Genomic DNA, 19,692 nt, shown 5'->3' with positions numbered 1-19,692 from the left:
GCGGTTGCTGACCACAATCGAGGTCAGTTCCGGCTCGCGGCCACGAACCAGCACGCGCCGCTCAGGCTACGCCGGATAAACCAATCCAACCGCCACGACACCATGTTCACGTTCACCCCTCCGTTCGAAGCACCGACAGGTTCGCCGATTCGTGAGCTGTTCAAGTACCTGGGTCAGCCAGGCATGATTTCGTTCGCGGGTGGTTATCCAGCCAGCGATCTGTTCGATCGCGCGGGCCTCGATGCGGCTTCTTCGCGCGCTTCGCAGCAAACGACGCTCTGTTTGCAATACGGTCCGACTGACGGCTTGCCGGTTCTGAAAGAGGAACTTGCCCAATTGATGACGCGTCGCGGCACGCCCTGTACCCCGCAGGAACTGCTGGTGACGACCGGGTCGCAGCAGGGCTTCGATTTGCTGCTGCGGGTGCTGGTGGGTGCTGGGGACGTGGTGCTGGTCGAGCAGCCTGCTTATCCGGCCACGCTGCAGGCGCTGAAGTTGCAGCAGGCCGAGGTGGTGACGCTGCCGGTCGATCAGGACGGCCTCGACGTAGCCGCGCTTGCTGCGCTGCTCGAAGCGGGCACGCTTAAGCGTTCGCCGAAGCTGTTGTACACGGTGCCGACTTTCGCCAATCCCACGGGCGCGACGCTCTCATACGAGCGGCGCGTTGCGTTGCTGAAGCTGGCAGCGCGCTATCGCTTTCTGGTAGTCGAGGACGATCCGTATGGCGATCTGCGCTTTGCGGGCGAGGCTTTGCCCTCACTGCTTGCTTTGAGCGCCGAGGTGCCCGGCTCGCGCGACTGGGTCGTGCATTTCTCGAGTCTGTCGAAGATCGTAGCGCCTGGTTTGCGGGTGGGCTGGACCGTTGCGCATGCGGAGATTCTCAGACGTTGTGTCGTTGCGAAACAGACCGTGGATCTTTGCAGCTCGCCATGGACTCAGGCGATCGCGGCGCAATACCTCGCAAGCGGTGCGCTCGAAGCGCATCTGCCGAACACCATCGCGGCGTACGCGCTGAAGTGTTCGACGCTGTGTGATGCGCTGGAAACGGAAATGAAGGGCAAGATTGCATTTCATCGTCCGGCCGGTGGGATGTTCGTGTGGGGCCGGCTTGCCAATGACGGTGACGCGTCGGCTTATCTGAAGGCGTCTATCGAGCAGAACGTCATGTTCGTGCCGGGCGTGGCTTTCTATAAGGACAACGTGGATCTTGCGTCGCTGCGTTTGTCGTTCGCGGCGCCGGGTGTGAGCGACATCGAAGAAGGTGTGCTGCGGCTGAAGCGGGCGCTTGAGATTTTTGGCGCAGCGTGAGGTGTTGCAGTGCGAGCAGTACTGCGAATTTCAATACGTTCAAACACTTGGGTGATGAGTGCGCAGGATATCCACAGGCTTATGAACGTTATCTGTTGATAAGATCGGGTCCGTTGCGCGAGGCGGCACTGAAAGTCAGGATAAGCGCTTCTGAAGCAGCATCAACAATCCCTATGCGATCAACCACTTGAGTGACGAGTCCGCAGGATATCCACAGGCTTGCGAACAATTTATGTTGATAACCGCTTACCCAACACGCAGGTGCTGCAACAGCGCAAAACCATGTAGACCATGCAGCCAGACATGGTCGGCGATAAACCCCGCAGCCACCCACGAAGCGCCCACGACCAGCAGATCGCAGTGCCCGCTATTCCACCAGTTGAGCGAGTGACGTCCGGCGATCCACGGCACGCCGAGCGGATTCGGCCAGTCCGCGAGTAAATGCATCAAACCACCGCAAGCGAAGCCGAAGGCGAGCGCAGCGAGCGCCTGATGATGCGCGAGTTCGTGATAAGAAAACACCAGCAGCGCGATCCAGCCAATACCCCAATGCGTGACAGTGCGATGCGTGATCCATAGGCGCCGCTTGCGCGACCACCACGCCACTTCCATCCAGTCCGGCGCCGTGCCGCCCGCCACCGCCGCCATGAAGCTCAACAACACGCACAAGTGGAAGGGGCCGTTCGCGCTGCTGTGCGCAATGATCGCGGCGGCGATGACGCCGGCCGCGAAGCCGGTCGCGTGATGTGCTTTGTTTGATGCCATTGAAGTTGCGCCACGCCACGCGCGCGCTGTCTGAATACAAGGGGCGGCTATGTTCGCAGATGCCCGCGCAAAAAGACAGCGCCGCGCGTGCTATGCAGGCGCGGCGCCAATGACTTAACGCTTGGTACTCATTGGTTCATCGTGGACGAAGACCGCTGCAGAACAAGGGACGAAGGACGAGCGACAAGCCCGAGGCAAGCCGCTTGCCTCTTACGTCGCGCAGCGCGCGATATCAAAGCGCATCTCAGGTTCCGGCGGATCGTCCGGCGCATTGGCAGGTCGCATCACCTTGATTACGGAACCGGCACTGACCGGTGTCAATGTGACGAAGTAAGCCGTATCCGAGCTGGACCCAACGGCGAGTTCGGTCGCCCCGCCCACCGACGAGGCCCGCACGCGCGACAGACGGCCTTCGAGGCATTCGGTGATGTAAGACGGCGTGCGCTGCGATGTCACGAAGACCAGCGGCTGCGAAGCATCTCGCGCGGGACCAGACGATCCACAGGCGGCAAGTACGAGAGCGGCGGGAGCGAGTAAAAGAAGTTTTTTCATGATCGGATCGTCAGTGTTCCCGACTGACTATGGGAACAGGGGCACGGGCGGAACAGGTGCTCCGCGACGAAGCTGCCGTTCAGTCGCGATGGACACATAGCGACTGAACGGCGCGGAATGCGTGTGATCCCAGTATAGCCGCGTGCATGCGGCCGTTCGAACAATGCGAAGACGTTTTGAGCATAAAAAAACGCGCGCGTGATTGTGTCACGCGCGCGTTTTTCAACAGACCGGACTGGTTGGTCCGGCCCGCAGCTTCATTAGAAGCGGTGACGCAGACCCACGGTCGCTGCCACCTGGTTGCCGGACGACGACGGCGACAGCGTGTTGATCATAGCGACGTTCGCGCTACCATCGCCGAGTTGACCCGAAGCGTGCTGGTACACACCTTCCACGTAAACGTCGGTGCGCTTGCTGAGCGAGTAGTCAGCTTGCAGCGAAACGGTGTGCCACTTCGGATCGCCCGAAGTCGTGCCGCCCGTCGCCTTGCCGTCCGTGAACGTGTACGCGCCGTTCAGGCTCAGAGCCGGCGTCAGAGCGTACTTACCGTTGATTTCATAGTTGTCGAGGTGCAGATTCGTGCCCGTCGGAACCGTGAAGCCCACGCCGCCCTGATTGCCAGCAATCAGGTTGTCGTCTTGCGTGTGGGTGTACAGCAGGCCAACCGTCGCCGGGCCGAACGCGTAGTTCGCGCCCACGCCGTACGTGCGTTGTTGGGCAGCCGTCAGGTTGGCGTTGTTGCCGTCGCCCGACGACACTGCGCCGCCGCTCAGGTTCGTGCCGCCCAGCGAGTTGTTCAGTTGCAGGTAAGCCGCAGCGACGTTCAAGCCACCGTTGGTGTACGAAGCGCCTGCGCTATATGCACGGTTGTTCGCGAACTGGCCAGCGTCGTTGCTGAAACCGTACAAGCCGCCAAAGCGGAAACCGGAGTAGTTCGCGCTCTGGTACTTGACCGCGTTCTTGATCGAGAACGAGTTGTCCAGGTTGTCGTTGTCAAACGGGTGGGCGGCGAGGTTGTTGCCGTAGCCCGAACCTGCTTGCGACAGCGGGCCGAGATAGTCGACCACGGAGTCATATTGACGGCCGAGCGTCAGCGTACCGTACTGGTCGCTTTGCAGACCGACGAAAGCTTGACGGTTGAACAGCGTGTTGCTTTCGCTGAACTTGCCGCTGTTGATGTTGAAGCCGCTCTCCAACGTGAAGATGGCATGCAGGCCACCGCCGAGGTCTTCGCTGCCGCGCAGGCCGAAGTACGTGTCCGAAACCGAGCCACTACCTTGTTGCCAGTTGTTGTGGCCACCCTGGTTGTTCGAGTACACGAGACCCGCGTCCAGTGTGCCGTACAACGTGACGCTGCTTTGTGCGTGAGCGTTGATGGCGAACGCGCCCATGATGCCCGCGATGATGAGGGTTTTTTTCATGCTTTATAAACTCCGAGACAGTCCGTAGAGAATCGCCTGACAGGGCTTAGCGCCGATACCACTGGCCGCCTGAGGATTCGGAGCGAAGTGTATTCCCCCTGATGAATTGATTAACCCTATCTCACGCAACAATACTTTCCTGAATCGGGAATGCTGGATTTTATTTCCCTAAGTGCGTGTAAATAAAGCGATTTTGCGTCTCGTGGAAATTCGCGAGGAGTCTGTCAATGTTTTTTTTGTTGCACTCGCGCGACGCCCGCCCGTGGCCGCTGAGCGATTTATCAATTACAAATGTAACACTAAATTTATATCTTTCAATTTTACGAAAGAGACTATTCCGGACGATGCGGTGATTACTTCCAGCCACTGGCTTTACAATCCGTCTGCCCCTTGACCAGGGCGTCTTTTTTTCATCTGTTTATACGCGGCCTTCGGGCCGCGTTTTTTTATTCTGTATTAAATTCGATTATAAGTTCCCTCTAATCGAGAAATAGTTTTTTTTGAAAACCGCAATAATCGGCGGTGCTGGCCGTTTGGGGTAGGGCGTCCCTCGCGGCAGCGGGGGCGGGTAGAATCCGGTGCTTGTCTTGGCCCATCTGTTCCGAACCTGAGTGACCCTGCAATGACCGATACCCCGCTTCCATCGCCCGCCACCGCTGCCGATCCCGCGACGGAAGAACTTCCCGAACTGCCCGAGACCCAGCACGATGCGCGCTTGTGGCGTGACGACGGCTGGACGGCGCGCGTCATCAAGAACGAGGACGACGACGGCTGGGCAGTGGAGATGATCAAGGACGGCGAGCCGGAACCCGCTCTGGTGGGGCCGTGGACCATGGGGCGCGACAAGAAGAATCCGAAGCCGCTCGACACGGGTGCTTTCAATACATTAGTGAAGACAGCGTCGGAGGTGCTGCGTCGGCACGAGCAGCAATTGCACGCCATGCTGCATAAGCGCGTGACGGTGGAATCGGCGTCTGGCGACGGTGAGCTGGAGATCACGCTCGACATCGTGCCGAGCGAGGACGATCCCTACGCGCTGCTGACTGCGTTCGACGCCTTCGGCGAGCAGCTCGCGCAAGTGAAAGTGGCGCCCAACTTCAAGCTAGGCAAGGCGAACGCCGCGGCTTGGGTCGAAAACGGCTTTCGTCGGCCGGGCTAAGGGCACAGTGAAATAAGTGCGGCGTGCCGGAGCCGGCCGTGCGCCGCGTTTTCCACTTCAACGAATCTTGCAGAAAATCGCGGTGATATGCGGCCCGACGTGATGCACGATCGCGTTGCTGCCGGCCTGGGTGACGGCGTCCTGCACGCTCGCGTCGCCGCCGAATACCACGACGCCGTAGGCCGAACTGGCTAGCGGTTCGCCGTCGCCGTTGCGGAACATCGGATCGTCTTTCTCGAATCCAACCACCGCGAACACGTGAAAGCCAAAGGCGCGCAGTTCTGCCCCTTTGACGGGCCGGAAGGCATTGATCGAATTTTTCTCGACACGCATTGGCGTGGTCTCGATCAATTGCTGCTGGGCAAGATCCGCAATGAACTGATGGCCGGACTCGTTACACGCGAGCGGCGCGTCGAGCTCGCTCGCATGGCACGCGAGCGGCAATGCCGCTGCAGACAGGGCGAGGAGAATGGAACAAAAAACGTGTTTCATAAACTTCGGGTTACGCGTGCACAGTGGCAAGTTCGCAACGGGGCAGGCAAGGGGCCAGAGGGTAAAGTCGCTGCCATATCGGGCTGCAAGTTGGATTACATCGCGTTACAGGCGTAATTGGACTCGCACTTTACCAACGTTCGCGTATTTTTGCTGCAGGCCCGTTCTGTCAAGGGTGGCCGGGGAAATTGTCTCGGAAAACAGCAAGGTTTCCCGTAACCGTATATATTTCCGGGTTATGAATTCTCGACCATCATCCGTAGAAAACGTTCCTGTCCCGAAAACGTGGGACGCGAAGCTCGCTCGCCGGCTCGTGACGCCGCTCGTGGATACGTTTGTCACGCCCAATCACCTCACCACGCTGCGTCTGCTGATCGGCCTCGCGGGCGCGCTGTGCCTCGCGCGCGGGGGATTTGCGTGGACCAACGCGGGCGCGCTGCTCATCGTTTTGTCCAACTTCGTCGATCACACGGACGGTGAACTTGCGCGCATCAGCGGCAAGTCGAGTCGTATCGGTCATTTTTACGATCTCGCATGCGATGCGCTGGTGACTGTTCTGCTGTTTGTCGGTATGGGGCTGGGCATGGGCGTCGTTCATGGCGGCGAGCGCGCTGTGCCGGGCGTAGTGCTCGGCGGCCTTGCCGGTGTGGCGGTCGCGGCGATTTTCTTTCTGCGCATGCGGATCGAGGACATGGAAGGCAAGGCGGGCACCAAACAGGCCTCGCTGGCCGGCTTCGAGACCGAAGACGTGCTGTATCTGCTGCCGCTCGTCACGCTCTTCGGAATCGTTACGCCGTTTGTCGTGGCCGCCTCGATCGGCGCGCCGCTTTTTGCCCTCTGGGTGATCGTGGACTTCCGCCGCGCGCTGCGCCGTATGGTGGTCCCCGCCGCCGAACCCAGTTCAATGCAGGTTAGTCCATGAGTACGCAGGCCGAAGACGATGTGTTCGCGTCAGCCTCTTCCGATCGCGTCATCGCCACGTCAGCGTCTGTAGAGGCCCACCCGATCATCCCCGAGGCGGACGGTGCGGTTGCCGGCCGCACGCGCCAGTTCGACACCGCGCAGCTCTCCAGAGATTTCGCCGATCAGGGCGCCTTCCTCTACATGGAAGATTTCCTCGCGCCCGAGGTGACCGCGCAGCTCGTGCATAGCGCCCGCGCGCTGCTCGACGAGGTGAATCGTAACTACCTGCCTGGTCACAAGCAGGGCGGCAGCGTCAGTCGTCACACGATCGACCGGCTCGCGCCGTTCATTGCCGAGCTGTATCGCTCGAAAGAGCTGATTGGCTGGCTGGAGCGGCTGAGCGGCGACAAGCTGATGGTGTCGCCCCCTGACGACCCGCACGCCTACGCGCTCTATTACTACACGCGGCCGGGCGACCACATCGGCTGGCATTACGACACGTCGTACTACGACGGCCGCCGCTATACGCTGCTGCTCGGTGTGATCGACGAATCGTCGTGCCGTCTCGACTACGAGTTGCACACCCGTAACCCGGACGTCCCCGACGAGCCCGGCTCGGTGCAGATCCCGCCCGGCGGGCTGGTGTTTTTCGACGGCGACAAGTTGCGCCATCGCATCACGCCGGCGGGCGCCAATGAGTTCCGCGTCTCGCTGACATTCGAATACGTCACGGACCCGAACATGCGTCCGTGGCGGCGTCTCATCTCGAACCTGAAAGACGCGATCGCGTATTTCGGCTTTCGCCAGGTTTTTCGTCAGATGACCCGGGGCAAAGGGGCGGCGCAATGACTCGCGCGGCTGTCATTCTGCTGTCGATCGGCGTCGCGCTGTTCGTCGCGCTGCTCGCCTGGCAGGGTCTGGGTTCGGTCACCTCGACGCTGCTGGCCGCGGGCTGGGGGCTCGCGCTGGTGGCCGCGTTCCATCTGGTGCCGCTGGTGCTGGATTCGGCGGCGATCGCCGTGCTGATCGACCGTCAGCGCGACGGCGTGGCCGCGCGTCATACCGTGCTCGCGCGCTGGACCGGCGAGTCGGTCAACAGCCTGCTGCCGGCCGGTCAGATCGGCGGTCCGGTGGTGATCGTGCGGCAACTCACGCAGCACGGCATGCGCATGCGCGACGCGGCGGCGGCGATCACCGTCAGCACCACGCTGCAGGCGCTCGCGCAAATCGTGTTCGCCGTGCTCGGCCTGCTGCTATTCGGCGCTTACGCGGCGCAAGGCGCGCTGCATGACTTGCGCACCGCAACGTTTATTGCCACCGCTATACTCGCCGGGCTGATTGCGCTGTTCTTCTTCGCGCAACGGCGCGGCCTGTTCGGGCGGCTTTTGCGAGTCGTCTCGAAGGTATTCGGCAAGCGCGACTGGTCAGTGTTGACGATGCGCGCCGATGCCGTCGATGGCGCCGTGCAGGCCCTCTATCGGGAACGTGGCCGCGTGCTGGCGAGCTTTGCGCTGAGTCTGGTTGGCTGGATCGTGGGCACGGTGGAAGTGTGGCTCGCGCTACGCTTCCTCGGCCATCCGGTGAGCTGGGTGGACGCGCTGCTGCTCGAAAGCCTGGGTCAGGCGATTCGCGGCGCAGCGTTCGCGATTCCCGGCTCCCTCGGCGTGCAGGAGGGCGGCTATCTGCTGCTCGCACCGCTCGTCGGCTTGCCGCCTGATGCGGCGCTCGCGTTGTCGCTGGCCAAGCGCGCTCGCGAGCTGCTGCTGGGTTTGCCTGGCCTGTTGTATCTGCATTTCAGTGAAAGAAACTGGCAGCGTCGGCGCACGACGCATGTGCCGGCTGTCGACAAACCGTACTTTTAATAAAAAGGGACCGCGCATGCGTGCCATTATTCTCGCTGCGGGCCTTGGCCTGCGTCTCCAGCTCCCGCCGGGGGAACAGTTCCCGAAATGCCTGCTGCAGTTCGACGGCGTCAGCCTGCTCGAACGGCACCTGCAGATGCTCGAAACCGCTGGCGTCACGGATGTCGTGCTCGCGCTCGGTTTCCAGCCGGGACTGGTCGAGGCTGAGCTGAAGCGCATCAATTGGCCGCACCCGGTCGAGATCGTGATCAATCCGCGTTTCGACCTCGGCAGCGTGCTGACGGTGCACACCGTGGCCGAACCGCTCAAACGTGGCGGCGATGTCCTGCTGATGGACGCCGACGTGCTGTATGACGAACGTATCCTGAGCGCGCTGGTGGCGGGCGAAACCGTCAACCGGCTCCTGATCGACCGCGATTTCGAAGCGGGCGACGAGCCCGTTAAGCTGTGCCTGAAAGACGGCGTGCCGGTGGAACTGCGCAAGCAGCTCGCCGTGAATCTCGAATACGACACGATTGGCGAATCAGTCGGGTTCTTCCGCTTCCGCGAGGAAACCGCACAACGCTTTGCGCAGATCGTGGCGGGTTACATCGAAAGCGGCCGCTCGAATTTGCCGCACGAAGAAGCGGTGCGCGATCTGCTGCTCGAGCGCAGCCAGGTATTCGATACCGCCGACGTGACCGGCTCGCCGTGGATCGAAATCGACTTCCCGAACGATGTCGTGCGCGCCCGCGCCGAAATCCTGCCGCAATTGCAGCCGCTGGTGACTGCGCCGCGCTGACCGTCGCTTCTGCTGTGACGCGCATGTGCCGTTTGGTGACGGCACATGCAGTCGATACCTGCGGGCGGCCGCACTCGCGCCGCAGCGTCCTCATTCCAGATCGATCCCCGTTGTTTCGCTCACTGCAGGCGCCAAAGCTTGCGGTCCTGCTTCGCCTCACGCGGTGACTCCGTCGAAGCAAAGAAAAAGACGCTGTTCGAGAAATTGATTCGCAAAACTAAGTGAATAAGGCGATAGAACCCGGTTATGTTTCGGCGCATGTATGACAACGCCTCGCGCAACGGCAACACAGATACGTGAAACGTATAACGCCCAGCTTTAACCGCCATCCCCTGTCCTCGTCGGACATTCGTCGACGCCTTGACCATTCTTGACTATTCGGCAGCGTAGCCCGGGTAAATTTCTCCTAGCATACCGAGAGCATGCGTTCTGGAGCGGTGCGGTGTTGCCGCTTGCCATCCATCCCATTGGAGTATTCAACATGAGCATTTTCGGCACGATCGTGAACAAGCTATTCGGCAAGGCGAAGCCCGATCAACCGGCGCCCGCTGTCGAGCCCACGCCGGATCCTGCCGTCGCGCAGGCTGCGGCGCAGGCCGCCGCACCGGACGCAGCGCCGGCCCCCGCGCCGCTGACGGACATCGACGTCGCCGCCGTGATGGACCAGTTCGTGAGCGAGAGCGGGCAGACGCTGAACTGGCGGGTATCGATTGTCGACACGATGAAGGCGCTTGGCGTCGACAGCAGTCTCGACCATCGCAAGCAACTCGCCGCGGAACTCAAGTACAGCGGCGATACCAACGACTCCGCCAGCATGAACGTCTGGTTGCACAAGCAGGTCATGGCCGCGCTGGCTGCGAATGGCGGAAAGCTGCCGCCGGACCTCGCTGCCTGAATGCGGTAATGCGGACACCTCGCTAACGCGTGCTGTCCTTATGCATTACACATTGCGGGTTGCCCAGGGCATGAACCCCACACGGCCTGTCTACTGACAGGCCGTATTTTATGCTGCCGTCGTAAGCGAATCTGACAACATCTGTTGCCGGGTCGATGCCATAATCGAGGCTTTATGCCGACGGCTTCGCCACCCGTCGTCCTGCCAATGCCTCTTGCCCTGGGTGCATTCATCGTTCCGCTGATCGTCGCGTGTGCGATGTTCATGGAAAACGTGGACGGTACGGTCATCGTGACCTCGCTCCCCGTTCTGGCGCGCGACCTCGGCCACAGTCCCATCACCCTCAAGCTTGCCATCACGAGTTATGTGATCGGCCTCGGCGTGTTCATTCCCATCTGCGGCTGGGTCGCCGACCGCTTCGGTTCACGCACGGTGTTTCGCACGGCCATTGGTATCTTCATGGCCGGCTCGCTGATGTGCGCGGCCTCCACGTCGCTCGGCACGTTTGTGTTTGCACGTTTCGTGCAAGGTCTCGGCGGCGCGCTGATGGTGCCGGTCGGGCGCATCATCATTTTCCGCTCGCTGCCGAAGTCGCAATTCATTCGTGCCGTCAATTACCTCACGATACCTGCGTTGCTCGGACCGGTGGTCGGACCGCCGCTCGGTGGATTCATCACTACATATCTGCATTGGCGGCTGATTTTCTTCATCAACATCCCGATTGGCTTGCTCGGCATCTGGCTCGCAAACAGGCACATCGCCAACATGCACGAGGAGCATCCGGGACGTCTCGACTGGACCGGTTTCGTGTTGTCGGCGAGTGGCGCTTCACTGTTTATGCTGGGCGTTTCGCTGATCGGCGGAGAGTTGGTGTCGAATACGCTGTCACTTGGTATGACGGTGTTGGGCGCTGCGCTGCTGCTCGTCTATTGGCTGTACGCAAGCCGGGTCGAATTGCCAGTGCTCGACCTGCGCCTGCTGCGCATTCCGAGTTTTCACGCGAGCGTGCTGGGCGGCTCGCTGTTTCGAATCGGCCTTGGCGCGGTGCCTTTTTTGTTGCCGTTGGCATTGCAGGAAGGCCTCGGCATGACGGCCTTCATCTCAGGCTCGATTACCTGCGCGTCGGCCTTCGGCTCGATGTTCATGAAGACGGTTGCCTCGCGGGTGCTGGGGCGCTTTGGGTTCCGCAAGGTGTTGATGGTCAATGCGTGCTTCGCCGGAGTGGCGATCGCCGTCTACGGATTGTTTTACCCGGGCATGCCGCATTGGGCAATCTGGTGCGTCGTGTTGTTCGGCGGTTTCTTTCCGTCGCTACAGTTCACTTCGCTGAATACGCTCGCCTATGCGGATATTCCCATGCGCGACATCGGCCGCGCCACTAGCGTGGCGAGCGTGATCCAGCAGATTTCGCTGGGGCTCGGCGTCACCATAGGCGGCCTCGTCCTGCAGATCTCGCATCATTTGCAGGGACATCCCGCCATTGTGTGGTCCGATTTCTGGCCCGCGTTTCTGGTGGTCGGGCTGTTTTCGTTATGCTCCATTCCGGTGACCGCACGCTTGCCGCCAGGCAGCGGCGATGAAATTGCCTCGGGCGGCAGAGGACGCGCATGAGCAGAACCTGGCTTAAGAAATCGACAGGGTTGAAGTCGCAAGAAGTCGCAAGAAATCACTTCAGCACTGGAACTTAGGACTACCGTCTGTGGCTTCGCAAACCCCCGTTTTGCGTGCTATAAGCCTAAGGCAGTGGTTATCTTCACAGCTAAAAAATAGTCATGGAGGAGAGTCGATGTCAGTGGGCAAAGTAAAGTTTTCCGCGAGCGCCTTGGCCGTCGCCGCACTTGTTACCGTATCGAGCGGCTTCCTCGAAATAGCGCCGGTCTACGCGAAAACGCCGGAGCCGCAGGCGGCCGTTCTCAACGCCTCGGCAATTGCGGTTGCGGACAAGTTCAGCGCGGACGCTGCAGAGCAGATCTTCAAAGAAGGCGGCAACGCTGTTGACGCTGCCGTGGCCATTGCCTTCACGCTTGCCGTGACCTATCCGGAAGCCGGCAATATTGGCGGTGGCGGCTTCATGACGCTGTACGTGAACGGCAAGCCTTATTTTCTCGACTATCGTGAGAAGGCGCCGCTCGCTGCCACCAAGAACATGTATCTCGACGACAAGGGCAACGTCATCAAGGGCATGAGCCTGTTCGGCTATCGCGCGGTGGGTGTGCCCGGCACGGTCGAAGGCATGTGGGAAGCGCAGCACCGTTTCGGCAAGCTGAAGTGGAAGCAGGTGCTGGCGCCGGCCATCAAGTACGCGACCGACGGTTTCGAAGTGAGCGAGCAACTGCAGCAGCGCCATGACGACTCGGCCAAGGATTTCGCGGGCAAGACCAACTTCGATACTTACTTCGGCAACCTGAAACAGGGCGTCAATTTCAAGCAGCCGGATCTCGCTGCTGTCCTGACGCGCATTGCCAGTCAGGGCCCCAAGGACTTCTACGACGGCAAAACGGCCGATCTGATCGCCGCGTCGATGCGCGGCCACGGTCTGATCACGAAGCAAGACCTGCACGACTACAAGGCCGTATGGCGTCAGCCGGTCGAGGCCAACTGGAACGGCTTCCACGTGATCACCGCACCGCCGCCGAGTTCGGGCGGGATCGGCCTCGTGCAGTTGCTGAAGATGAAAGAGGACGTCGCGACCGACTTCAAGGACGTGCCGCTCAATTCGGCGCAATACGTGCATCTGATCGCGGAAATCGAAAAGCGTGTATTCGCCGATCGCGCGCAATACCTCGGCGATCCGGACTTCTACAAGGTACCGGTCGCGCAGCTGATCGACGATTCGTATCTCGCCAAGCGTGCTGCGGAGGTCAATCCGACCACGCCGTCGGATACGCAGAGTGTGCAGCCGGGACTCGGTACTTCGATGCCGGAGAAAGCGGAAACCACGCATTTCTCGGTGATCGACAAGTGGGGTAACGCGGTTTCGAACACATACACGATCAACGGTTACTTTGGATCGGGCGTCTTGGTGGACGGCACGGGCATCGTGCTCAACGACGAAATGGATGACTTCTCGACCAAGCCGGGCGTCGCGAATCAGTTCGGCGTGGTGGGCAGCGACGCGAATGCGATCGAACCGAAGAAGCGTCCGTTGTCGTCAATGACGCCGACCATCCTGACCAGGGATGGCAAGGTGGCGCTGGTGATCGGCACACCGGGTGGCTCGCGCATCTTCACGTCGATCTTCCAGGTGATCAACAACGTCTACGACTTCGATATGCCGCTGCAGGACGCGGTGGCGGCAATGCGCTTCCACCACCAGTTGCTGCCGCCGAACACGATCTTCTGGGAGCCGTACAAGCCCATTACCGGCGAACTCGCGGAGCAGATCGAAGCGAAGGGCTACAAGCTGCAAGGGCAGGACTTCAGCGGCGATATTCAGGTCATCAAGGTCAACGGCGATACGCCGGAGCCGGCCGCCGATCCGCGCGGCCGCGGTGTGACCCGGGTGATTCAGTGAGGGGCGGGGCGGTCTTTACAGCCCCGTAAACCGGCCGAAAAAGCGCACCCATGCCTCTTTGTCCGCTTCGCAGAGGCCTGGGTTCGACGTGAGGCCGAAGGCCTCTTCACGAGCGGTGATGCAGGCATCGATAAACTGCTGCAGGGTGTCGCGATCGGCAAACACCAGCTTGCGTTGCGCTGCGGCAACTTCCACACGCGCGGGCGTTCTGGTCACGCGCGGGACGCCTGCATCATCGAAGTCGGCGGTATCCCGCGTGACTCGCACCTGATAGTTGCCTGTCACATCGATCTCCCATGCAAGATTGCGGTCCGAGGGTCGGTTCCCTCAGTATAGAAAATCGCCGTGACACTGCCGGGTTTCTGTGCCTTTTCTTCGCGGTTCTCCGCAATGTGGCCTCAACTGACCTGTTCGACCGGCGTCAGCGTCAATTCGAGCCGTTGCGCGCCGCGCAGCACGGTCACGTTGACCGGTCGGTCAATCCGCGATACGTCGAGCACGCGTTGCAGGCCGTCGACGCCATCGACGGGCAGTGCATCGATCGCGACGATCGTGTCGTCCGTGCGCAATCCGCCGAGCGCCGCCGGGCTGCCCTTGACGATTTCCATCACGCGTACAGCGGTTTCCGAGTGGAGTCCAAAGTAACGCTGGACGCGCCGTGACAGCGGCGTGGTGGTGCCCGCGACGCCAATATACGCGCGCCGCACGCGGCCATGCGCAAAGATCTGCATGATGACCCACTTCGCGGTGTCGATGGCGGTGGCAAAGCAGATGGCCTGGGCGCCGGGAATGATGGCCGTGTTCACGCCGATCACCTGGCCCGCGGAATTGATCAGCGGGCCGCCCGAGTTGCCGGGATTCAAGGCCGCGTCGGTCTGGATCACGTCGTAAATCATGCGCCCCGAATTCGAGCGCAGCGAGCGGCCGAGCGCGGAGACCACGCCGGTGGTCACGGTTTGCTGCAGGCCGAGCGGATTGCCGACCGCAATCGCAATCTGACCGACCCGCAGGCGCCCCGATTCGCCGAGTTCGACATGCGGCAACGGCTCGGTCGAGCCGATCCGCAGCACCGCGAGGTCGCTGCCGGGGTCGTCGCCGACCAGATCGGCGTCGAATGTGGCGCCGTCGGCGAGCGTCACACGGATGTGCGTGGCACCGTGCACGACGTGGCTATTGGTCAGCAGATAGCCGTCCGGGGTGAAGAGGAAGCCCGAACCGGTGCCGCCGCGCGTGCCGCGTCCGGCGGGGTTGGCGGCCGTGCGATGCTCGACCGAAATGAACACGACCGCCTGCTGGACCCGCTCCAGCGCGCCGATCACGGTACGCGAGTAGGCGTCGAGCAGGGCGTCGTCGTTCAACGCGAACGAGCTGGAGGCCGTAGTGGCGCCAGCGTGCGTGTCAGGCTCCGACGGGGCGCGCGACAGATCATCAATAAAACGGGGACGGCTTCCCATGGCGAAGCTCCGGATAACGCGGGAGCCTAACTGCGGGGCGCTCGATCCGTTTTCAAGGTGCGGTGAGGGGTGTGAGAAACTGGCCGTGCCAAGGCCCCATTGCGCCAGCCGCAAGAGGAGAGATGATGACGAATCAGACTGCCCACCCCGAGCCACCGCGCATCGAATCGCTGAGCGCGATTACGCTGGCAACGCATGACATGGCGCGGGCCGTGCCGTTTTATGAAGCGTTGGGCTTTCCCCTGAAGTTCGGCGGCGCGCAGGAAACGTTTACATCGTTCGCGTTCGGCACGTCGTTCCTGAACCTGATCGCGGACAGCCGCGGTGCGATCCATTGGTGGGGGCGGGTGATCTTTTACGTCTCGGACGTGGACGGCATTTATCAGAAAGCGCGGGCGGCCGGGCTGCAGCCCGAATTTGCACCCGCTGATGCGCCGTGGGGCGAGCGCTATTTCCACATTACCGACCCGGACGGCCACGAATTGAGCTTCGCGAAGCCGCTGCGGCAGGCAATCTGATGGCGCTGAAAACTCGCTATGATGGTTCGTTGACACAGGCGCGAGCCGTGCCGCCCCAGTAACAACAGTGACACTTCGACCGTCGATAATCGGGCGGTCGCCGCTGCGCCCGGCGCAGTGTGCCTACCTATTTCCGTTTCGAGGAGAGTCGCGATGAAAGAGCAGGATCCCAGGGCCGATATGGCATCCATGGCTGAGCGGCAGCGTCGTTTCGAGGAAGATCTCATCGACGCGTACGACGAAGAACTCGAAATGGAAGTCGACGACCGCATCAGCGACGGTGAGGCAGGCTTCTCTGCCGAGCATCGCGAGGCGCGCAAGCGCTACTTCCGCGAGCTGTTCCGGCTGCAGGGTGAACTGGTCAAGCTGCAGGACTGGATCGTCGCCACCGGACACCGGCTCGTGGTGATCTTCGAAGGGCGCGACGCGGCTGGCAAGGGCGGGGCGATCAAGCGCATCACGCAGCGTCTCAATCCGCGTGTGTGCCGGGTCGCGGCACTGCCGGCGCCGAACAACCGCGAACGCACGCAATGGTACTTCCAGCGCTATGCGTCGCATTTGCCGGCGGGTGGCGAGATGGTGCTATTCGACCGCAGCTGGTACAACCGCGCCGGCGTCGAGCGCGTGATGAACTTCTGCACGGACGAAGAGTACGAGGAGTTTTTCCGCTCGGTGCCGGAGTTCGAGAAGATGCTCGTGCGCAGCGGCGTGCAGATTCTCAAGTACTGGTTTTCGATTACCGACGAAGAGCAGGAAATCCGCTTTCAGACCCGCATCCACGATCCGCTGAAGCAATGGAAGCTGAGCCCGATGGACCTGGAGAGCCGCCGTCGCTGGGAGGCCTACACGCATGCAAAGGAAGTGATGCTGCAGCGTTCGCACATTCCGGAGGCGCCGTGGTGGGTGGTTCAGGCGGTCGACAAGAAGCGTGCGCGTCTGAACTGCATTCACCATCTGTTGAGCCAGGTGCCGTATCACGAGATCGAGCATCCGGTGATCACGCTACCCGAACGCGTGTACAACAACGAGTACATCCGCCAGCCGGTGCCCGCCAATATGATCGTGCCGGACGTTTTTTGAGCGGATTGACGGAATGAAAAAGCGCGGCCCCGGCCGCGCTTTTTCATGGGTGTTGCGGGGAAGGCTGGCTCGTGTACGAAGAGCGCAGCCTCCGCCGCTCTTAAAACACGTGCAGGAATACGTAGTACAAGCCCGCCGCCAGCGCAATCGAAACGGGCAGCGTCAGCACCCACGCCATCAGCAGACTGCGTACGGTGCTCCATTGCAGGCCCGAGCCGTTAGCCGCCATCGTGCCGGCTACCCCTGACGACAACACGTGCGTCGTCGAGACCGGCAGACCATAGACGTCGGCGGCGCCGATCGTCAGCATGGCGACCAGTTCCGCGGAAGCGCCCTGCCCGTAGGTCAGATGCTGTTTGCCGATCTTCTCGCCGACCGTCACGACAATGCGCTTCCAGCCCACCATCGTCCCCAGCCCCAGAGCGATGGCTACAGCGACCTTGACCCATGTCGGGATGAATTTCGTCGCGTGATCGATCTGGGCCTTGAAGTTGTCGATCACCTTGCTGTCCTCCGGCGTGAAGGCGGGCTGTTTGACCTTCTCCATGAGGCGAATCGCTTCCGAGGCGACGTACATGTTGTTCCGCACGTTGTCGACGATATCCTGCGGCACGCCTGCCATCGAACCCGACGCGCCAACCTGCTGGCCGATCTGCACCGTGAGTTGCTGCAGCGCCGGGACGGTTTCAGGCGTCAATTGACGCGTGCGGACGTAGGCCTCGACATCGGTGCGCGGATGGGCGGAGGGCGCAACGCCATTCGTGTATTTAGCGATCGTCGTGGCTGCCTGTTGCGACACCGCGACGAACGTCTGCGTTTGCGCCGGCGTGACGGCCTTGTTCAAGGCGTATGCGGTGGGCACCGTGCCGATCAGGATCAGCATGATGAGACCCATGCCCTTCTGGCCGTCATTCGAACCGTGCGCGAACGAAACGCCCGTGCAGGTCAGAATCAGCAAACCGCGGATCCAGAACGGCGGCGGCTCGTTGCCCTTCGGCTCTGCATACAGCGCCGGCACGCGCACGACGGCTTTTAGAACGAGGAGCAGCAGTCCTGACAGCAGGAAGCCGGCGATCGGCGAAAACACGAGCGATTTGCCGACGCCCAGCGCCTGATTCCAGTCCACGCCACTGGTGCCGTTGGCACCGTGCATCAGCTGATTCATCAGGCCCACGCCGATGATGGAGCCGACCAGCGTATGCGAACTCGACGACGGCAAACCGAAGTACCACGTGCCGAGGTTCCAGATGATGGCGGCGATGAGCAGGGCAAACACCATCGCAAAGCCCGCGCTGCTACCGACCTGCAGGATCAGTTCGACCGGCAGAAGCTGCAGCACGCCGAACGCGACCGCACCGCTCGAGGTCAGCACACCCAGGAAGTTCCAGGTGCCGGACCACATGACCGCGAAATTCGGCGTGAGCGAATGCGTGTAGATCACCGTTGCGACTGCGTTCGCGGTGTCGTGAAAGCCGTTGACGAATTCAAAGCCGAGTGCGATCAGCAACGCCACACCGAGCAACAGGTAAGGCAAAAAGCTGAGAGATTGTACGGACTCCAGATCGCTGACCAGATGCATGGCGCAGTACACCGCACCTATCGCAATCACGGCCAGGAAAATAATCAGACCGATGCTGCGGCTGCGAGCGTTGGTGGAAGTCGTCTGCGGGTACGAAAGTTCCGGCATGGCGTGAGCCCCAAAGTAGTCGCGTCAACTTTTCATGCTGGTTCATTAATGTGTCGAATTCGTGACGCATATGTGTCCTTCCGGCCCTTTGTAGGTGCACTATAGGCTGGCGCCTTGACTGGCGGGGCTGTGGCATCTCAGGAGCGCATACGGCTTACGACTACTATTTCGATTTCATACACCTCGCTAACGCCGGATGTCGTCCGTCAGGTCCGCGACGGCGAGCGCGTAAAATGACCCTCCGGTTTGCCGCATCCGATCAGAGACGCCCTTGAAACGAAAAATGCCCGCGCTCAACGCGCTCAAAGCCTTTGAAGTGGCTGGCCGTACCGGCAGCTTCACGCGTGCCGCCGAGCTGCTCAACGTCACCCAGAGTGCGGTCAGCCGGCAAGTGCGCCAGTTGGAAGAGCAACTCGGCGAGGCCTTGCTGCAACGCCGTCACCATCACCTTGAGCTGTCGGCGGCCGGCCGTTTGCTGCTGCAGGCGCTACAGCAGTCGTTCGACAAGATCGAACTGACCGTGCGCAGCATTCAGGAAAAGACCCATCTGAACCGGCTGCGCATCAATGCGCCGCCCACGTTTACCAGCCGCTGGTTGATGCCGCGTCTTGCGCGCCTGCGCGACGAGCATCCGGAACTCGAGCTGAGTCTGTCCACGCGCGTCGAAGACAAGCTCGCCGAATCAGGCGTTCTCGATTGCGCGATCCGCTTTGGCGACGGTGAATGGGAAGGCTTCGACAACCGGCTGCTGATGAGCGAACGGCACGTGGCGGTCTGCTCGCCGGCGCTGCTCGCACGGCACTCGGGCCAGCAAGCCATCGACCTGAACCAGTTCACGTTGCTGCACGTACTGGCAAGCGACGAGCAGCGGTATCTGACATGGCAACACTGGCTGAAGGCGGCGGGAATCGTGGGTGTCGATACTAGCGGCGGCTACGAATTCGATCTGCTCGATCTGGCGATTCGCGCGGCCGTCGACGGTCTCGGCATCACGATTGCCGATCGTCATATGATCGCCCACGAACTGGCGACCGGCGAACTCGTTCAAGTGCTGAACGTGCATGTCGACGGCCACCAGTCTTACTGGCTGGTGACGCGCCCGGAGCAGGGCGATCTGCCGCAACTCGCCTTGTTTCGCGACTGGCTCCAGCATGAAGTGTGGTCGACGGAACGCAATGCCGAGCCGTCGGTGTCGTCACCGGTACGATTGATGAGCGGACGGTGAGCAGCTTACACAACGCAAATGGAAGCCTGGAACGCGGGAAGTTGAAAGGTCACGCCCGAAACCCGCGTTTTATGCG

At 61.3% G+C, this 19,692-nt stretch carries 19 protein-coding genes; 12 read left to right on the top strand and 7 right to left on the bottom strand.

Going from position 1 to position 19,692, the window contains the following annotated elements; genetic code table 11:
- The first annotated feature begins 102 nt into the window (after positions 1 to 102).
- Entirely contained in the window at positions 103 to 1,308 is a 1,206-nt protein-coding gene (locus P3T43_RS29230; protein ID WP_429284479.1) for a PLP-dependent aminotransferase family protein, read from the top strand.
- Positions 1,309 to 1,554: 246 nt separating this feature from the next.
- Here P3T43_RS29230 and P3T43_RS29225 read toward each other — a convergent pair whose 3' ends face one another.
- From P3T43_RS29225 to P3T43_RS29215, 3 genes are all read right to left on the bottom strand, one after another.
- Positions 1,555 to 2,073 carry a metal-dependent hydrolase gene (locus P3T43_RS29225; RefSeq protein WP_429284478.1) on the bottom strand — a complete coding sequence of 173 codons (519 nt, stop codon included), beginning with the start codon at positions 2,071 to 2,073 and terminating at the stop codon, positions 1,555 to 1,557.
- A 210-nt stretch (positions 2,074 to 2,283) separates the two neighbouring features.
- Positions 2,284 to 2,625 carry a sugar ABC transporter ATPase gene (locus tag P3T43_RS29220; protein WP_429284477.1) on the bottom strand — a complete coding sequence of 114 codons (342 nt, stop codon included), beginning with the start codon at positions 2,623 to 2,625 and terminating at the stop codon, positions 2,284 to 2,286.
- Between the two features lie 260 nt (positions 2,626 to 2,885).
- Positions 2,886 to 4,046: a porin gene (locus P3T43_RS29215; RefSeq protein WP_429284476.1), complete on the bottom strand. Its 1,161-nt coding sequence runs from the start codon at positions 4,044 to 4,046 to the stop codon at positions 2,886 to 2,888.
- A gap of 622 nt (positions 4,047 to 4,668) precedes the next feature.
- On the opposite strand from P3T43_RS29215, the gene P3T43_RS29210 reads away from it, so the two are divergent.
- A complete protein-coding gene (locus tag P3T43_RS29210) occupies positions 4,669 to 5,205 on the top strand; it encodes a hypothetical protein (RefSeq protein WP_429284475.1) in 537 nt (178 codons plus the stop codon).
- A gap of 57 nt (positions 5,206 to 5,262) precedes the next feature.
- Here P3T43_RS29210 and P3T43_RS29205 read toward each other — a convergent pair whose 3' ends face one another.
- On the bottom strand, positions 5,263 to 5,697 hold the full coding sequence (locus P3T43_RS29205) for a hypothetical protein (protein ID WP_429284474.1): 435 nt from the start codon (positions 5,695 to 5,697) through the stop codon (positions 5,263 to 5,265).
- A gap of 238 nt (positions 5,698 to 5,935) precedes the next feature.
- Here P3T43_RS29205 and P3T43_RS29200 point away from each other — a divergent pair, with 238 nt between their 5' ends.
- The 7 genes from P3T43_RS29200 (at position 5,936) to ggt (ending at position 13,652) form a co-directional block, all read left to right on the top strand.
- Positions 5,936 to 6,619 (top strand): CDP-alcohol phosphatidyltransferase family protein, encoded by a 684-nt coding sequence (locus P3T43_RS29200; protein ID WP_429284473.1) that lies wholly within the window; start codon positions 5,936 to 5,938, stop codon positions 6,617 to 6,619.
- Positions 6,616 to 7,449 (top strand): HalD/BesD family halogenase, encoded by an 834-nt coding sequence (locus tag P3T43_RS29195; protein WP_429284472.1) that lies wholly within the window; start codon positions 6,616 to 6,618, stop codon positions 7,447 to 7,449. Before P3T43_RS29200 ends, P3T43_RS29195 begins: the two co-directional genes overlap by 4 nt.
- Entirely contained in the window at positions 7,446 to 8,462 is a 1,017-nt protein-coding gene (locus P3T43_RS29190) for a flippase-like domain-containing protein (protein ID WP_429284471.1), read from the top strand. The genes P3T43_RS29195 and P3T43_RS29190 overlap by 4 nt, the downstream gene beginning before the upstream one ends.
- A 16-nt stretch (positions 8,463 to 8,478) precedes the next feature.
- Positions 8,479 to 9,243 (top strand): NTP transferase domain-containing protein, encoded by a 765-nt coding sequence (locus P3T43_RS29185; protein WP_429284470.1) that lies wholly within the window; start codon positions 8,479 to 8,481, stop codon positions 9,241 to 9,243.
- Positions 9,244 to 9,724: 481 nt separating this feature from the next.
- Positions 9,725 to 10,138: a DUF3597 domain-containing protein gene (locus P3T43_RS29180; protein WP_429284469.1), complete on the top strand. Its 414-nt coding sequence runs from the start codon at positions 9,725 to 9,727 to the stop codon at positions 10,136 to 10,138.
- A gap of 207 nt (positions 10,139 to 10,345) precedes the next feature.
- Positions 10,346 to 11,749, top strand: coding sequence for an MFS transporter (locus tag P3T43_RS29175; protein ID WP_429284513.1), 1,404 nt, complete (start codon positions 10,346 to 10,348; stop codon positions 11,747 to 11,749).
- 175 nt (positions 11,750 to 11,924) lie between these two features.
- Positions 11,925 to 13,652: a gamma-glutamyltransferase gene (gene ggt / locus P3T43_RS29170; RefSeq protein WP_429284468.1), complete on the top strand. Its 1,728-nt coding sequence runs from the start codon at positions 11,925 to 11,927 to the stop codon at positions 13,650 to 13,652.
- A gap of 15 nt (positions 13,653 to 13,667) precedes the next feature.
- Here the strand turns inward: ggt and P3T43_RS29165 are convergent, their stop codons facing one another.
- Complete coding sequence (locus P3T43_RS29165; protein ID WP_429284467.1) at positions 13,668 to 13,868, bottom strand: hypothetical protein; 201 nt, start codon at positions 13,866 to 13,868, stop codon at positions 13,668 to 13,670.
- A gap of 182 nt (positions 13,869 to 14,050) precedes the next feature.
- Positions 14,051 to 15,106 (bottom strand): S1C family serine protease, encoded by a 1,056-nt coding sequence (locus tag P3T43_RS29160; protein WP_429284466.1) that lies wholly within the window; start codon positions 15,104 to 15,106, stop codon positions 14,051 to 14,053.
- A gap of 125 nt (positions 15,107 to 15,231) precedes the next feature.
- On the opposite strand from P3T43_RS29160, the gene P3T43_RS29155 reads away from it, so the two are divergent.
- Together P3T43_RS29155 and ppk2 are read left to right on the top strand one after the other, a co-directional pair.
- Positions 15,232 to 15,624 carry a VOC family protein gene (locus P3T43_RS29155; RefSeq protein ID WP_429284465.1) on the top strand — a complete coding sequence of 131 codons (393 nt, stop codon included), beginning with the start codon at positions 15,232 to 15,234 and terminating at the stop codon, positions 15,622 to 15,624.
- Positions 15,625 to 15,777: 153 nt separating this feature from the next.
- The gene (gene ppk2 / locus P3T43_RS29150) at positions 15,778 to 16,704 is read left to right on the top strand and encodes a polyphosphate kinase 2 (RefSeq protein ID WP_429284464.1); all 927 of its coding nucleotides are present in this window, start codon (positions 15,778 to 15,780) and stop codon (positions 16,702 to 16,704) included.
- Positions 16,705 to 16,804: 100 nt separating this feature from the next.
- Here ppk2 and P3T43_RS29145 read toward each other — a convergent pair whose 3' ends face one another.
- Positions 16,805 to 18,391, bottom strand: coding sequence for an inorganic phosphate transporter (locus tag P3T43_RS29145; RefSeq protein ID WP_429284463.1), 1,587 nt, complete (start codon positions 18,389 to 18,391; stop codon positions 16,805 to 16,807).
- A 283-nt stretch (positions 18,392 to 18,674) separates the two neighbouring features.
- Here P3T43_RS29145 and P3T43_RS29140 point away from each other — a divergent pair, with 283 nt between their 5' ends.
- Complete coding sequence (locus tag P3T43_RS29140; protein WP_429284512.1) at positions 18,675 to 19,616, top strand: LysR substrate-binding domain-containing protein; 942 nt, start codon at positions 18,675 to 18,677, stop codon at positions 19,614 to 19,616.
- The last annotated feature ends 76 nt before the right edge of the window (positions 19,617 to 19,692 follow it).

The organism is Paraburkholderia sp. GAS41, assembly GCF_050436545.1.
Lineage (GTDB): Bacteria > Pseudomonadota > Gammaproteobacteria > Burkholderiales > Burkholderiaceae > Paraburkholderia.
This window is presented reverse-complemented; position numbering and strand designations above follow the sequence as displayed.